The sequence below is a fragment of the Krasilnikoviella flava genome (assembly GCF_900167525.1).
Classification (GTDB): domain Bacteria; phylum Actinomycetota; class Actinomycetes; order Actinomycetales; family Cellulomonadaceae; genus Isoptericola; species Isoptericola flavus.
Genome location: NZ_FUZQ01000006.1, coordinates 396,997 through 412,019, shown reverse-complemented (window position 1 = coordinate 412,019; position 15,023 = coordinate 396,997). Strand labels below are relative to the sequence as shown.

The 15,023-nt window shown below is 70.7% G+C and carries 11 protein-coding genes; 7 read left to right on the top strand and 4 right to left on the bottom strand.

All coding sequences use genetic code 11. The features are described from left to right. The 3 genes from B5Y66_RS18030 to B5Y66_RS18020 form a co-directional block, all read right to left on the bottom strand. A partial coding sequence (locus B5Y66_RS18030) for a superoxide dismutase (RefSeq protein ID WP_079576023.1) occupies positions 1 to 555 on the bottom strand: 555 nt, incomplete at its 3' end. 94 nt (positions 556 to 649) lie between these two features. After that, positions 650 to 1,978, bottom strand: coding sequence for an L-fuconate dehydratase (locus tag B5Y66_RS18025; protein ID WP_079575982.1), 1,329 nt, complete (start codon positions 1,976 to 1,978; stop codon positions 650 to 652). 143 nt (positions 1,979 to 2,121) lie between these two features. Continuing rightward, a complete protein-coding gene (locus B5Y66_RS18020) occupies positions 2,122 to 3,135 on the bottom strand; it encodes a LacI family DNA-binding transcriptional regulator (RefSeq protein WP_079575981.1) in 1,014 nt (337 codons plus the stop codon). Between the two features lie 121 nt (positions 3,136 to 3,256). Here B5Y66_RS18020 and B5Y66_RS18015 point away from each other — a divergent pair, with 121 nt between their 5' ends. The 7 genes from B5Y66_RS18015 (at position 3,257) to B5Y66_RS17985 (ending at position 11,081) form a co-directional block, all read left to right on the top strand. Further along, positions 3,257 to 4,213 carry a glycoside hydrolase family 43 protein gene (locus tag B5Y66_RS18015; protein ID WP_079575980.1) on the top strand — a complete coding sequence of 319 codons (957 nt, stop codon included), beginning with the start codon at positions 3,257 to 3,259 and terminating at the stop codon, positions 4,211 to 4,213. Between the two features lie 38 nt (positions 4,214 to 4,251). Then, a complete protein-coding gene (locus B5Y66_RS18010) occupies positions 4,252 to 4,944 on the top strand; it encodes a ThuA domain-containing protein (RefSeq protein ID WP_079575979.1) in 693 nt (230 codons plus the stop codon). Beyond that, positions 4,929 to 6,104 carry a Gfo/Idh/MocA family protein gene (locus tag B5Y66_RS18005; RefSeq protein ID WP_245807199.1) on the top strand — a complete coding sequence of 392 codons (1,176 nt, stop codon included), beginning with the start codon at positions 4,929 to 4,931 and terminating at the stop codon, positions 6,102 to 6,104. The genes B5Y66_RS18010 and B5Y66_RS18005 overlap by 16 nt, the downstream gene beginning before the upstream one ends. After that, the gene (locus B5Y66_RS18000; protein WP_245807198.1) at positions 6,101 to 7,342 is read left to right on the top strand and encodes an endo-1,4-beta-xylanase; all 1,242 of its coding nucleotides are present in this window, start codon (positions 6,101 to 6,103) and stop codon (positions 7,340 to 7,342) included. The genes B5Y66_RS18005 and B5Y66_RS18000 overlap by 4 nt, the downstream gene beginning before the upstream one ends. 131 nt (positions 7,343 to 7,473) lie before the next feature. Beyond that, positions 7,474 to 9,141 carry an ABC transporter substrate-binding protein gene (locus B5Y66_RS17995; protein WP_079575978.1) on the top strand — a complete coding sequence of 556 codons (1,668 nt, stop codon included), beginning with the start codon at positions 7,474 to 7,476 and terminating at the stop codon, positions 9,139 to 9,141. A 3-nt stretch (positions 9,142 to 9,144) separates the two neighbouring features. After that, positions 9,145 to 10,149, top strand: a complete 1,005-nt coding sequence (locus B5Y66_RS17990; protein WP_079575977.1) for an ABC transporter permease — start codon at positions 9,145 to 9,147, stop codon at positions 10,147 to 10,149. An 11-nt stretch (positions 10,150 to 10,160) separates the two neighbouring features. Continuing rightward, complete coding sequence (locus B5Y66_RS17985; protein ID WP_139820972.1) at positions 10,161 to 11,081, top strand: carbohydrate ABC transporter permease; 921 nt, start codon at positions 10,161 to 10,163, stop codon at positions 11,079 to 11,081. Between the two features lie 73 nt (positions 11,082 to 11,154). Here the strand turns inward: B5Y66_RS17985 and B5Y66_RS17980 are convergent, their stop codons facing one another. Next, positions 11,155 to 14,970, bottom strand: coding sequence for an Ig-like domain-containing protein (locus B5Y66_RS17980; protein WP_079575976.1), 3,816 nt, complete (start codon positions 14,968 to 14,970; stop codon positions 11,155 to 11,157). Positions 14,971 to 15,023 lie beyond the last annotated feature (53 nt).

Sequence of the window (15,023 nt, the reverse complement as noted above, 5' to 3'; positions counted from 1 at the left end):
GGCGATGTTCCACACGGCCTTGACGTAGTCGGCCTTGACGTTGAGGTAGTCGAGGTAGAAGGCGTGCTCCCACATGTCCAGCATGAACAGCGGGGTGATGCCGACGGGCACGTTGGCCTGCTGGTCGAAGAGCTGGAAGATGGCGAGGCGCTGGCCGATGGAGTCCCAGCCGAGCACGGCCCAGCCGGAGCCCTGGATGCCGGTGGCGACGGCGGTGAACTGCGCCTGGAACGTCGAGAAGGAGCCGAAGGCGTCCTTGACGGCCTCGGCGAGCTCGCCCTCGGGCTGGCCGCCGCCCTCGGGGGACAGGTTGTGCCAGAAGACGGTGTGGTTGGTGTGGCCGCCGAGGTTGAACGCGAGGTTCTTCTCGTGCAGGTTCACCGCGGCGAGGTCGCCGGACTCGCGGGCCTCGGCGAGCTTGTCCAGGGCGGTGTTGGCGCCGGTGACGTAGGCGGCGTGGTGCTTGTCGTGGTGCAGCTCCATGATCTTGCCGCTGATGTGCGGCTCCAGGGCGCTGTAGTCGTACGGCAGGTCGGGCAGGGTGTACACGGGCATGTCGTTCCCTTCGGTGGTGCGGGTGTCGTTGCTGGTCACGCTAGGACCTCAACCCTGGTCGAGGTCAACGTGTTCCGGGTCAACGTGTCCCAGGTCACCCGTCCTGACGCCACTCGGCGCCCTCGGGGAAGCGGAACCGCGCCACGGACTCCGGGCGCATCTGCGTGGAGTAGCCGGGCGCGGTCGGCACGACGTACGACACGCCCTCGCCGGCGTCCTTCACGAGGCACGGGTCGGTGAAGTGCTCGTGCAGGTGGTCCACGAACTCGGTGATCCGCCCGTCCAGCGACCCGGACACGGCGACGTAGTCGAGCACGGACACGTGCTGCACCATCTCGCACAGGCCGACGCCGCCGGCGTGCGGGCACACCGGGACGCCGAACTTCGCGGCGAGCAGCAGCACGGCGACGATCTCGTTGAGGCTGGCGAGCCGCCCGGTGTCGAGCTGGCAGTAGTCGATCGCCCCGGCCTGGAAGAGCTGCTTGAACATCACGCGGTTGTGGCAGTGCTCGCCCGTCGCCACGCGCACGGGCGCGACCGCCTCGCGCACGGCGGCGTGGCCGAGGACGTCGTCGGGCGACGTCGGCTCCTCGATCCACAGGGGGTCGAACTGCTGCAGCGCGCGGACCCACTCGATGGCCTCGGGCACGTCCCACACCTGGTTCGCGTCGATCATCAGCGTGAGGTCGGGGCCGATCTCCTCGCGCGCGATACCGAGTCGCCGCACGTCGTCCTCGAGTCGCGCGCCGACCTTGAGCTTCACGTGCCGGTAGCCGGCGTCGACGGCCTCGCGGGTGAGGCGGCGCAGCTTCTCGTCGTCGTACCCGAGCCAGCCGGCCGACGTCGTGTACGCGGGGTAGCCGCGGTGCTCCAGGTGCGCGATCCGCTCGGCCTTGCCAGGCTCGGCGCCGCGCAGGATCTCCAGCGCCTCGTCGCGGGTGAGGGCGTCGGAGAGGTAGCGCAGGTCCGCGACGTCGACGAGCTGCTCGGGCGTCATGTCCGCGAGCAGCCGCCACACGGGCTTGCCGGCGCGACGCCCGGCGAGGTCCCACGCGGCGTTGAGCACGGCGGCGAGGGACAAGTGCACGACGCCCTTCTCCGGCCCCAGCCAGCGCAGCTGGCTGTCGGCGGTGAGGTCGCGGTACGTGGCGCCCATGTCGCCGACGACGTCGTCCACGTCGCGTCCCACGAGCCGGTCCGCCTGGTGCCGCGCGGCGAGCGCGACGACGTCGGTGCCGCGGCCGATGGTGAACGTCAGGCCGTGGCCGGCCAGCGGCTCGCCGGCGGAGTCGGTGCCGTCGGTGCGCAGGACGACGTAGACGGCCGAGTAGTCGGCGTCCGCGTTCATCGCGTCCGAGCCGTCGGCGGTGCGGGAGGTGGGGAAGCGGACGTCGGTGATCTCGACGTCGGTGATGGTCGGCATGCGCACCTCTTCGTGGCGACGGGACGGAAAAGATCAGATGACTCCGGCCAATCTAGTGCCAGTCCCGACGGCGCGGCAACGACGACCCCGAATAGAGGCGAGAGAGATCCGAGGACTCCGGGACGTCGTCCCGGTGCGTGGTGCTAGCCCGGCCCGACGTCGGCCCGGGTCGAACCGCGCTCGACCAGGCTGACAGGGGTGGTCACGTGCTCGCGCGGCGCGTCGCTGCCCGCCATGCGCTGCTCGAGCAGGCGCACCGCCGTGGCGGCAACGACGTCGTAGCCGGGGTCGACGGAGGTGATGCCGGGCGGGACGAAGCGCGACACGTCCAGGTTGTCGAACCCGGCCAGCTGGACCTCGTCGGGCACCCGGACGCCGCGCTCCGCGAGCGCTGCGAGGGCGCCGAACGCCACGGTGTCGTTGACGGCGAAGATGCCGTCGAAGGCCGGGCCGTCGTCGAGCACCTGGCCGAGGGCCTGGTGCGCGGCCTCGGAGGTGAAGTCGGGCAACGGCACCACGAGGCGGTCGTCGGGGACGAGGCCCGCCGCGCGGTGCGCCTCCGCCCAGCCTGCTCGCCGGTCGGACTCCATGCCGGCCGACGACCCGACGGCGCCGCCGAGGGCGAGCACGCGGCGGGAGCCGCGCTCGAGCATGTGTGCCGTCGCGAGTCGTGCCCCCTCGCCGTTGGCCAGGCGGACGTGGTCGAACCGTCCGGGCATCTCCCGCTCGCCGAGCAGCACGATCGGGGCGGAGGTCGGGACCCGGTCGATCTCGTCGCGGCCGAGGCCCGCCACCGAGAGGAAGACGCCGTCGTACATCTGTAGCCGCGGGACGCTGAGCGACTCCATCTCGCTGCGGGCGTCGGCGCTCGTGCGCTCGAGGACGAGGTGGCGCCCGCCGGCCTCGATCAGAGGCGCGATCCGGTCAGCGACCTCGCCGAAGTAGTCGTGGAAGCTCGGCACGATGAGGGCGACCGTGTCTGTGCGCCCGGCGCGCAGGTGCCGCGCGGTCAGGTTCACCTCGTACCCGAGCGACTCCACCGCCGCGAGCACGCGGTCGCGCGTCGGCTCGCCCACGCGCTTGCGGCCGGTGAGCACGTTGGAGACGGTCATCATCGACACGCCCGCCTCGCGCGCGACGTCGCTCATCGTGACCATGCGGCACCTCCCGGGGTGATCCTGCCAGGCGGTCGCCGCCGACGTCGTACCGACCTTGACGGTGCGGGACGACCATGTCAGGGTCGTGCCGGATTAACGATAAACCAGGAAGGCCCCGACGATGCGCGCCGCTGATCCGTACGGCTATCTCCTCGTGCACTTCGTGGAGGACCGTGCCGGGCACGGGGAGCGCGTGCACCTCAGCCTGAGCGAGGGCGACGACCCGCTGCGCTGGCGCCGGCTCCGCGGGGGCGAGCCGGTGCTCGAGAGCCGACGCGGCACCACCGGGGTGCGCGACCCGCACCTCGTCCGCCGGCCCGACGGCGCAGGCTTCCACCTCGTGGCCACCGACCTCCGGGTGTGGCGCCCCGAGGGGCCGGACTGGGAGGAGTTCGGCCGGCACGGGAGCCGGGACGTCGTCGTCTGGGACTCGCCCGACCTGCTGAGCTGGTCTCCTCCGCGCCACGTGACGGTGGCGCCGCCGAACGCCGGCATGGCCTGGGCGCCGGAAGTGTTCTACGACCAGGACACGGGCGTCTTCGTGGTGCACTTCGCGGCGGCGCTGTACGCGGAGGACGACCCGCTGCACGAAGGGGAGATCGTGCCCCGGATCATGACGACCACCACCCGCGACCTCCGCGGCTTCACGCCGCCCGAGCCGTACCTCGAGCTGCCCGGCGGGGTCATCGACATGACGGTGGTGCGGGCGGGGGGCGAGGTGCACCGCTTCGCGAAGCAGGGCGACGACGCGCCCGGGTCGTGGCAGGTCTTCCACCAGGTCGGCGCGTCGTTCTTCCACCCCGCCTTCCGGACCCTCGCGACCGGGCTGGGCCAGGGCTTCGGTCCGGCGGTCGAGGGGCCGCTCGTCTTCCCGACGCACGACGGCAGCCGGTGGTACCTGTGGGTGGACCAGTACGGGCGGTCGCCGCAGGGATACCGCGCGCTGACCACCACCGACATCGCGTCGGGGGAGTGGGAGCCCGTGCCGGACGGCGAGCTGCAGCTGCCGGCGAACACCAAGCACGGCGCCGTGCTCCCGCTTCTGCGCGGCGAGTGGAAAGGGCTTGCCCGGCTCTGAGAGGGTCGACGGCGACCGACACACGACGAAGGAGACGTATGACGCGACGAGCGCTCGTGGTGCGCGGCGGATGGGACGGCCATCAGCCCGAGGCAGCCACGGACCTGTTCATCCCCTTCCTGCGCGAGCAGGGGTACGAGGTGCGGGTCGAGACGGACAACGAGGTGTACGCCGACGCGGAGACGATGGCGGGCACGGACCTGGTGCTGCAGTGCGTGACGATGTCGCAGATCAGCGGCCCCGCCCTGACGGGGCTGCGCGCGGCCGTCGAGGCGGGCACCGGGCTGGCGGGCTGGCACGGCGGCATCGCCGACTCCTACCGGGCGAGCTCGGACTACCTGCAGCTGGTGGGCGGGCAGTTCGCCACCCACCCGGGCAAGGAGCCGCACCTGCGGGTGGGCGACGGCTCGGACAACTTCCTGCGGCACACGATCGAGCTCACCGACCTCGGCCGGGAGCACCCGGTCACCGCAGGCCTGGACGACGTCGAGCTGGAGACCGAGCAGTACTGGGTGTTGCACGACGACCTCATCGACGTCCTCGCCACCACCACGCACCCGGCGCCGGAGTGGCACCCGTGGCACCGGCCGGTGACGTCGCCGGCGGTGTGGACGCGCCGGTGGGGCGCGGGGCGGGTGTTCGTCGCGACACCGGGGCACTCGGTGGACGTGCTGGAGCACCCGACGGTGCGGACGATCGTGGAGAGGGGACTGTTGTGGGCGAGCAGGTAGGCATCGGGACGACGAACGCGCCGGACGGCAGAGGGGTCGGCATCGGGATCGTGGGGCTGGGCGTCATCTCGCGCCAGTACCTGGACACCCTCGCGGGGCACCCCGGCGTACGGGTGGCCGCCGTGACCGACCTGGACCGGACGCGGGCGGAGATCGTCGCGGCCGGGCTGCCCGGCGCGCGGGTGGCCCCGGACCTCGAGGCCCTCGTCGCGGACGACGAAGTCTCGGTGGTGCTGGACCTCACGACGCCGGGCGTGCACGCCCACGTGGCGAAGGCGTGCGCCGCGGCCGGCGTCGACCGGTACGGGGAGAAGCCGCTCGCCGTGGACCTGGCGGCGTCCCGGGAGGTGATGGCCGCGGCCGCCGCCGCGGGCACGCGGGTGGGGTGCGCCCCGGACACGGTGCTCGGCACCGGCGTGCAGACCGCCCGGGCCGCCGTCGCGCAGGGGCGGATCGGCATGCCGACGGCCGCCGTCGCGACGTGGGTCTCGCCGGGGCACGAGGCGTGGCACCCGCAGCCGGACTTCTACTACGCCCCCGGGGGCGGCCCGCTGCTGGACATGGGCCCGTACTACCTGACGAGCCTGGTGCAGATCCTGGGGCCCGTGGCGTGGGTGCAGGGCGCGGCGTCGCGGTCGCGCGACGAGCGCACCATCGCGTCCGGCCCGCGCGCCGGGGAGCGGGTCCCGGTGCAGGTCGCGACGCACGTGACCGGCGTCCTGGGGCATGCGAGCGGCGCGCTGTCCACGGTGACGGTGAGCTTCGACGCGGTGGGGTCGCACTCCCGGCCGATCGAGGTGCACGGCACCGCGGGCTCGCTCGTCGTGCCCGACCCCAACCGGTTCGACGGCGACGTCGAGCTGCGGGCGCTCGGGGGCGGCGAGTGGGAGGTGCTGCCCCCGAGCGCCGGGTTCGAGGGCGCCGGTCGCGGCATCGGGCTGCTGGAGATGGTCGGTGCGGCGGGCCTGAGCGAGGCGCCGTCGACCCCGCGAGCCGGCGGCGACGTCGGGCTGCACGTCATGGAGATCATGACGGGCCTGCTCGACTCCGCCGACGACGGCGGGCGCGTCGCCATGACGACGGCTCCCGCCGTCCCGCCCCTCGTGCCGCTGACGGCGGCACGGACCTGGCACGGCGGGGGACGGGCGGTCGCGGGGTGACCTCCGTCGACCACCGCCGCACCCGCTCGATCGTGACCCTGTCGGGCGCGGACGGGCTCCCGATGGCGCACGAGGACGTGACGGTGCGCCAGGTGCGGCACGCCATGGAGTTCGGCTGTGCCGCCTTCGAGGTGGCCGGGGCCGACCCGGCGTACCAGGACCTGTGGCTCGGGCTCTTCGACACGGCGACCCTGCCCGTCTACTGGGGTCGCTACGAGCCCCGCCGCGGGGAGACGGCGCTCGCGGACCTCACGTCCGCCGCGCGCTGGTTCGTCGACCAGGGGGTGCGCCTCAAGGGCCACCCCCTGGTGTGGCACACGGTCAAGGCGCCGTGGGTCGACCGCCTGTCGCCGGACGAGGCCGAGCGGCTGCTGCGGGGACGCGTGCGGCGGGAGGTGCGCGACCTCGCCGGCTTGATCGACACGTGGGACGCCATCAACGAGGTGGTGATCATGCCCCGGTTCACGAACGAGCCCGACGGCATCCCCAACGCGATCAGCCGCCTGTGCGCACGCCTCGGGCGGGTCGAGATGGTGCGGCTGGCGGTGGACGAGGCGCGCAGCCAGGGCACGTCGCCGCGCCTGCTGATCAACGACTTCGACCTGGGGCCGGAGTACGAGCGGCTGATCGAGGAGCTGCTCGAGGCGGGGGTGCGGATCGACGCGATCGGGCTCCAGTCGCACATGCACCAGGGCTTCCGCGGCACCGACCAGGTCCTGGAGATCTGCGACCGGTTCGCCCGCTTCGGGCTGCCGCTGCACTGGACGGAGACCACCCTCGTGTCGGGCGACCTCATGCCGCGCGACGTCGAGGATCTCAACGACTTCCAGCCGGCCGAGTGGCCCTCCACGCCGGAGGGCGAGGCGCGGCAGGCCGAGGAGGCCGTGCAGCACTACACCGCGCTGGTGTCGCACCCGGCGGTCGAGTCGATCACGTACTGGGGGATGGGCGACGCCGGAGCGTGGCTCGGCGCGCCGGCCGGGCTGGTTCGGCCGGACGGCACGCCGAAGCCGGCCTACGACGCGCTGCGCGCCCTGGTGCGCGGCGAGTGGTGGGCGGACCCGGCGCCGGCCCGCACGGACGGGCGGGGCCGGGTCGTGGTGGAGGGGTTCGCCGGCAGGTACGAGGTGCGCTGCCGCGGAGTCGCCGCCGAGGTCGATCTGGCGGCGGGCAACGGCGCCGTCGAGGTCGAGCTGGTGGCAGGCAACGGCGCTCTCGAAGCGCGCCGGGCCGGATGAGCCCTCCGTGGGCGTGGGTTGACGGGCCTCGAGCCGGGCTCTAGTTTAACGCTAAAATCGCACGGCGGACCGGGAGCGTCAGACGGTACGTCGATCGGGCGACGTGGCCCGGGTTCTCGAAGGAGAGACACATGATTCGTGATCTGACATCGCGGTCCCGCCGGCCGTGGCGCGCTGCCGCGGCGGCCGTCGGCGCGTCGTCGCTGCTGTTCCTCGCGGCCTGCAGCGGTGATGCCGCGGGGGACGGGGCCGAGCTGGAGAACACCGAGGGGTCGATGACCGACTTCGCGGCGGACCAGCAGTTCAAGGCGACGGAACCCCTCGACCTCTCGATCCTGTGGACCGACTGGCCGGACCTGCCGATCAAGGACTCGTGGCGGATCTTCGACGAGATCGCGAAGCGCACCAACGTCACTCTCGAGCCCACGAACATCCCGTTCAGCGACGCGACCGAGAAGCGCAGCCTGCTCATCAGCGCCGGCGACGCGCCGGAGATCATCCCGCTCGTGTACACGGGCGAGGACGCGCCGTTCGTGTCCTCCGGCGCGGTGCTCCCGATGAGCGACTACGTCGACCTCATGCCGAACTTCCAGAAGTACGTCGAGGAGTGGGACCTCGGCGACATGATCGACAACCTCCGCCAGGACGACGGCAAGTACTACATGGTGCCGGGTCTGCAGGAGGTGTCGGTCCCGGTGTTCTCGATGATCATCCGCAAGGACGTCTTCGACGAGGTCGGGGCGAAGACGCCCGAGACGTGGGACGAGCTGCGCGACGCGCTGGTGAAGATCAAGGCGAAGCACCCCGAGTCGTCCCCGCTCGCGGACGGCTTCGAGGGGCAGTCGATGCTCAATTACGCCGCGCACGCGTTCGGCACGGTGGGCGGCTGGGGCTTCGGCAACGGCACGTTCTGGGACGAGGACGCCGGCGAGTTCACCTACGCCGCGACGTCCGACGGGTACAAGGAGATGGTCGAGTACTTCCACGGCCTCGTCGAGGACGGCCTGCTCGACCCCGAGTCCCTCACCACGACCAGCGACGGCAGCACGGACGAGCTCTCCGAGAAGGTGGCGAACAGCGCCGTCTTCGCCGCCTCCGGGGCCGCCGGCACCGTCGAGGAGTTCCGCACCGCCCTGAAGGCGGCCGACCCCGACGCCGAGTTCGAGCTCGTGCAGATCGCCCCGCCCGGCGGGTCGGCCGGGCAGGTCGTGGAGCCCCGCAACTTCTGGCACGGGTTCATGCTCAGCGCCGAGGCCAAGGACAGCCCCCACTTCGTGGCCATGGTGCAGTTCCTCGACTGGCTGTACTACAGCCCCGACGCCCGCGAGATGCTGCGCTGGGGCATCGAGGGCGAGACGTACACCAAGGACGCCGACGGCATCATCACCATCGACCCCGATTACTCCCTCGACGCGTTCAACATCAACCCGGACGGCAAGACCGACCTGCAGAAGGACCTCGGGTTCTCGACCTTCCTCGCGGAGGCCACCGAGTCGCGGGCGCTCAAGGAGTCCTACAACTCCGACCAGTTCGTCGAGTACATGGACACGGTGCTCGCGACCAGGACGCCCCGCGACCCGTTCCCGCCCGCGCCCCTGGACGACACGGAGCTGGAGCAGGCGTCGCTGCTGGCCACCCCTCTGAAGGACACCGTGGACACGAACACGCTCAAGTTCATCCTCGGCGACCGGCCGCTGTCCGAGTGGGACGCCTACGTGACCGAGCTCGAGGGGCAGAACCTCCAGGGGTACCTCGACCTGGTCAACGGCGCGCAGCAGCGCTTCGTCGAGAAGAACTGACCCGTGAGCACGACCTCGGACCGGCAGGCGTCCGCCGCGGCGGCGGTCCTCGACAGACCCACGGAGCGACCTCCGAGGGCGGACGCCGGCCGGTCTGGACCCGCGCGACGGTCGTGGCGGCTGAGCCTGCGCCGCGACTGGCAGCTGTACGCCCTCGCCGTCGTCCCCGTCCTCTTCCTCGCCGTCTTCCGCTACGTGCCGATGCTGGGGAACGTGATCGCGTTCCGGCAGTTCCGGCCGGGCGGGAGCATCTTCGGCGAGGAGTGGGTGGGGCTGCGGTACGTGGACATGTTCGTCCACGACCCGACCTTCTGGAAGGTCTTCACCAACACGGTGATCCTCGGCGCGCTGACGCTCGTCGTCTGCTTCCCGCTGCCGATCGTGCTCGCGCTGCTCCTCAACGAGGTGCGCAAGAAGGCCTTCAAGCGGACCATCCAGTCGATCTCCTACCTGCCCCACTTCCTGTCGCTGGTGATCGTGGCGGGCATGGTCATGCAGCTCCTGTCGCTGCAGGGGACCGTCAACCAGATCATCGAGGGGCTCGGAGGCCAGGGGATCCCGTTCCTCCAGCGGGCGGAGTGGTTCCGCACGATCTACGTGGGGTCGGAGGTCTGGCAGACCGTCGGCTGGGGCACGATCCTGTACCTCGCCGCGCTGACCACCGTGGACGCCTCCCTCTACGAGGCCGCACGCATCGACGGCGCGAACCGCTGGCTGCAGACGTGGCACGTGACGATCCCCGGCATCCGGCCCACGATGATCACCCTGCTCATCCTCAACATCGGCACCTTCCTCAACGTCGGGTTCGAGAAGGTCCTGCTGCTGTACAACCCGCTGACCTACTCCACGGCCGACGTGATCTCGACGTACCTGTACCGGGTCGGCCTGGTGTCCAACAACCTCAGCTATGCGGCCGCGATCGGCCTCTTCCAGGCATGCATCGGCCTGGCGATGGTGCTGAGCGCCAACTTCATCTCGCGACGAGTGGTGGGAGCAAGCCTGTGGTGACGCAGAGCGGGATGTCGCTGTCGGGCGACCTGGCCAGCCCCGGCAAGCCGGTCGGGGCGCGGGACACCCGGGGCTATCGGGCGTTCACGGTGCTCAACACCGTGGTGCTGGTGGTGGTGTCGCTGTTCATGCTCTATCCGTTCGTCACCGTGCTGGCGCAGTCGTTCAGCAGCCCCGGCGCGATCAAGGCCGGGCTGGTGAGCTTCTGGCCGGTGGGCTTCAACCTCGACACGTACCGCGCGGTGGCGCAGGACCAGATGTTCTGGGCGAGCTACCGCAACACGCTCGTCTACACGCTGGTCGGCACCACGATCGCGATGGTGCTGACCACCACGTTCGCCTTCGTGATCTCCAAGCCGCACCTCCGCGGCCGCGGGGTGCTCATCGGGATCGCCGTCTTCACCATGTTCTTCAACGGCGGCCTGGTGCCGAACTACGTGCTGATCTCGTCGCTCGGGCTCAAGAACACGATGTGGGCGGTGGTCCTGCCGGGGGCGGTGTCGGTGTTCAACCTGCTCGTGATGAAGTCGTTCTTCGAGAACCTCCCGCAGGAGCTGGAGGAGGCGGCGCAGATCGACGGGCTGGGCTGGTTCGGCATCTTCGGCCGCATCGTGCTGCCGCTGTCGAAGGCGGTGCTCGCGACGATGGTGCTGTTCTACTCGGTGGCCTACTGGAACGACTGGTTCACCGCGTTCCTGTACCTGGACAAGAACGACCTCTTTCCGGTCACCCTGTTCCTGCGCAACCTCATCGCCGGCGCGTCGTCGACGGCGTCCGAGGGGGCCGCCGCGGTCGGCTCCACCACGCAGGCCGTCTCGGCCAACATCCAGGCGGTCACGATGATCCTCACGATCGTGCCGATCCTGTGCGTGTACCCGTTCGTGCAGCGGTTCTTCGTGTCGGGCGTGATGCTGGGCTCGGTCAAGGGCTGACGGCGCGGCTCACGGCACGCGCGACGCCGCCACACCGAGGCAGACACCGCGAGGTGTCTGCCTCGGTGCGTGCTCAGCTCGCGGGGGAGATGCTCATCTCGCCCGCGGGGCCCTGCCGGTAGACGGTGAAGTACCCGTCGGCGGCCAGGGGGTTGTCGGCCGTGTCGTCGAGGTAGCTCCACACAGGCTCGCCGTCGACGCGGAGCACCACGCGGGTGCCGCCATCGACGTCGACCGCGCCGAACGTGACCTCGTGGGTCGAGTTCGGCTCGATCACCGTGTTGGGGAACGTGTCGACCATGAAGACGGCGGGGCTCCACCGCTGCATCTCGATGATGTCCTCCTTGATGACGACGAGGTAGCCCGAGCTGCTGTTGGTCCACACCGGGTCGCCGGCCGTCTTCGACCGCACGGAGAACCCGAACCAGCCGCCGTGGTAGGCGCCGACGGAGGTGTCGAACCGCAGCAGCTCGTCGCCGAAGGTCTTCGGCTTGAAGCTCCACGCGCCGCGCGGCGCCAGATGGGCCGCACCGTCGGCCACCGTGATCCCCTCGCCCGGGGCCCACGCCGCCGGGTCGAGGATCTCGGCGCCGAGGTCGGTCACGGGGTGTTCCGCGGCCTGGACCGTCACGGCCGACGACGCCGCGAGGCCGGGCACCACGGTCGACGTCGCCGTGATCGTGGCCGTGCCGGCGCCGACGCCGCGGACGACGCCCTTCGCGTCGACGGTCGCGACGGACTCGTCGCTCGAGGTCCACTCCAGCCCGGTGCGGGTGGCGTCGGCGGGAGTGAACGACGGGGCGAGCGGGTGCGTCTCGCCCGGCTCGATCGTCGCCTCGGACGGCGCCAGCGTCAGGCCGTCGGGGTCGACGCCCACCAGCGAGAACGCCACGTCGTCGAAGTCCAGGGACGTGAAGCCCTGCACGTAGAAGCCGACCTTGCCGGCCGCCTCGGGCGCCGGGTTGGCGCCCGCCACGACCTCTTCGCCGTCGAGCAGCACGCGCACGCCGCCGGCCGTGACCACGACGCGCACGTCGTACTGCGTGCCCGGCTCCAGGCCCTCGCCCGCGGGGAGCTTGACCTCCTGCACGGTTCCCCACGCGGAGTCGAAGATCGTCCACGTCGAGCCGGCCGCCGCGTGGCGGTACCGGACGTACCCGCCGGGCGTGCTGCCCGTGCGGTCGTAGACGAGCATCTGCCCGCCCTCGGGCACCTCGGCGGGCGTCGTGACCGTGAAGTCGAGCGCGTACTCGGAGAACGAGCGGTCCAGCTGGGAGTTGGCGCCGTTCTTGATCCGGTAGACGTGGTCGCCCGCGCCGTCGTCGACGATCGCGCGGTTCGGGTCGGTGAGCCAGCCGTTGGCCCCCGTCTCGAAGTCCGTGGAGTGCAGCACGCCGTCGCCGGCGGCCACCGTCACGATCATCTCGTCGCGGATGCTCGCGTCGGCCTTCGCCTCCGCGGTGACCGTCACCTCGCCCGGCGCGACGGCGGTGAGCACGCCCGTCGCGCTGAGGGTCACGACCTCCGGGTCGCTCGAGGTGTAGGTGACCGCCTGCGCGGTCGCGTTCCAAGGCACCGCCTGGGCGGCCACGGACACCTCGTCACCGAGGGTCACCCCCAGCTGGTCCGCGGGCAGCACCAGCGACTCCAGTGCCACGGTGTCCGGCGTCTGCGACTGGCCGACGTGACCGTCGGTGCCGATCTCGTCGAACGGGATGGCCTCGAAGCCGGGGACCTGGTCGAAGACGGGGGAGTCCGCGGCGAGCGTGTAGTCGCCGTTCGCCGCGTCGACGAACCCGGGGTCGGCGTCGGCCACCCAGTTCGCGTCGTCGCCGGACCCGTAGTTCAGCAGGTTCTTCGTGTCGAGCGCCCCCTGCGCGTTGACGTCGGGGTTGCGGGTGCGGTTCGGGTTCCACACGACGTTCCTGCTGAACGTGCTCTTGTTCGGGAAGTAGTGGTCGTCCTCGAAGAAGTGGCCCAGCTCGGGGTACTTCTCCAGGTACGGCGTGCCGACGAAGTCCTTGTTGTCGGCGAACACCTTCTTCCACGTCGGCATGTACACGCGGTCGACGGTGTTGCCCTCGCCGTCGCCCATCCACTGCGTGTAGTTGTCGTAGGGCACGGTGGTGTCGACGAAGACGTTGTTCACGGCGTCGATGTAGTCGGCCGAGCCGGACTTGATCGCGTCGTTGCCCATGTTCACGAAGACGTTCTGGCTGATCTCCAGGTCCCACGTGAAGTTGTCGGCGTAGATGCCCTCGACGCCGTGCTTCGTGAGGCCGACGTCGTGGAAGTAGTTCTGCCGGAACACGTGCCCGCGCTGCTGCGGGGTCTCGCCCGAGTTCATGTAGATCGCGCCGAGGTCCTGGAAGGTCTTGCAGACGTCGTAGACCTCGTTCTGCTCGAACAGGTGGTCGTTGCCGTGCACGATGACGCCCGGGTGCGGCGCGTCGTTGATCTCGTTCCCACGGGCGACGTTGCCGACGCCGTCGAACATCACGCCCGGGTTGTACGCCTTGTGGTAGTAGGCGAAGTCGTGGATGTGGGAGTCCTCGACCCGGTTGCGGCCTGGCTCCAGGGTCGCCTTGTCGCCGCCGGTCAGGACGACGCCGACGCCGCCCACGTGCCGGATGTCGCTGGACACGACGGCGTGGTCCCGCCCACCCCGGTTCACCGGGATGCCGTCGTAGGTGTAGCGGCCGGGGGAGTTGATGAGCACCCCGCCGTCGGTGAAGTTCTGCACGTCGCTGTTCGAGATCGTCACGTGGCTGCCGCCGAGGATCACCGCGGCGGTGGCCCGGCCGTACTCGAGGACCAGGTCGTCGAACGTCACGTACGAGGCGCCGTCGCTACGGATCATCGGCTCGTCGAGGGTCGTGACGACGGGCGCGCCCCGCTCGGCCTCGAACGACGCGTTCGGCACCAGGTACAGGACGCCGGTCTCACGGTCGATGTAGTACTCGCCGGGGGCGTCGAGCTCCTCCAGGAGGTTCTGTGCGAAGTGGAAGTCGGGGTACCAGGTCTTCATGAGGCCCGACATCTCCCCGTAGCGCAGCGTGATCGTGCGGGCGTCGGTGTCGATCTTCTCGATCTTGTTGTACGACCACTCCCAGCTCTGGCCGAAGATGCCGTCCATCCAGACGTCGTCGGCCTCGCCCCAGTACTGCGGCCGGTCGTAGGAGTAGCTGAACGTGCCGCCGCGCTCCTGCAGGTCGGCGTCGTCCTTGGTGGGGCCGGCGTCGACGATCTTGTTCATCTGGACCGTGTCCTTCGCGGCTCCGGCGTTGGGCCAGCGCGCGAGGGTCATGTCCTCGCCGTCCACGTACAGCTCCATCGGGGGCGTCGTGGAGACGTCGTTGGCCTTCCAGTACCCGTGCCGGCTGAGCTGGCCGTAGTCGTCGATCCCGAGCTCGCCGAGGTCGATCTGCAGGACGTCGTCGTGCGCGGACGTCTCGATGATCCGGTCCAGCACGGCCTGGTCGGTCACCGGGGAGAAGCCGTCGTAGGGCAGCTCCTTGCCGCCCGAGACCGTGGCGGTCTCGCCGGGGTACGAGCGGTACGTGATGGGGGCGTCCTTCGTCCCGGAGTCCTCCTCGCCGAGGAGGAAGGACTCCGAGCGCTCGTACGTGCCCTCGCGGAGGTACACGGTGACGCCCTTCTTGCGCTGCCCCTTCGACAGCTCACGGATCGCGTCGCGGGCGCCCTCGAGCGTCGCCAGGGGTCGCTTCTGCGTTCCCTTCGCGTCGTCGTCGCCGTCGGGGGAGACGACGAGAACGGTGCCGGCCTTGGCCTGCGTGGCGGCGTCAGGGGGAGGTTCCGCCTGCGCCGTGGTCTGTGTCCCTGCAACGAGCAGGGACGTCAGCAGCAGAGCTGACAGTGGTCGCTTCATTGCGAGTGCTCCGACCTCTCGTGTGTTCACGGGTAGTCGGGTGCGACGCAGGG

Excerpts from the sequence above, each read along its gene's own strand:
- B5Y66_RS18025 (WP_079575982.1), bottom strand. The coding sequence starts at position 1,978 with ATGCCGACCATCACCGACGTCGAGATCACCGACGTCCGCTTCCCCACC.
- B5Y66_RS18020 (WP_079575981.1), bottom strand. The coding sequence starts at position 3,135 with ATGGTCACGATGAGCGACGTCGCGCGCGAGGCGGGCGTGTCGATGATG.
- B5Y66_RS17980 (WP_079575976.1), bottom strand. The coding sequence starts at position 14,970 with ATGAAGCGACCACTGTCAGCTCTGCTGCTGACGTCCCTGCTCGTTGCA.
- B5Y66_RS18010 (WP_079575979.1), top strand. The coding sequence starts at position 4,252 with ATGACGCGACGAGCGCTCGTGGTGCGCGGCGGATGGGACGGCCATCAG.
- B5Y66_RS18015 (WP_079575980.1), top strand. The coding sequence starts at position 3,257 with ATGCGCGCCGCTGATCCGTACGGCTATCTCCTCGTGCACTTCGTGGAG.
- B5Y66_RS17995 (WP_079575978.1), top strand. The coding sequence starts at position 7,474 with ATGATTCGTGATCTGACATCGCGGTCCCGCCGGCCGTGGCGCGCTGCC.
- B5Y66_RS17985 (WP_139820972.1), top strand. The coding sequence starts at position 10,161 with ATGTCGCTGTCGGGCGACCTGGCCAGCCCCGGCAAGCCGGTCGGGGCG.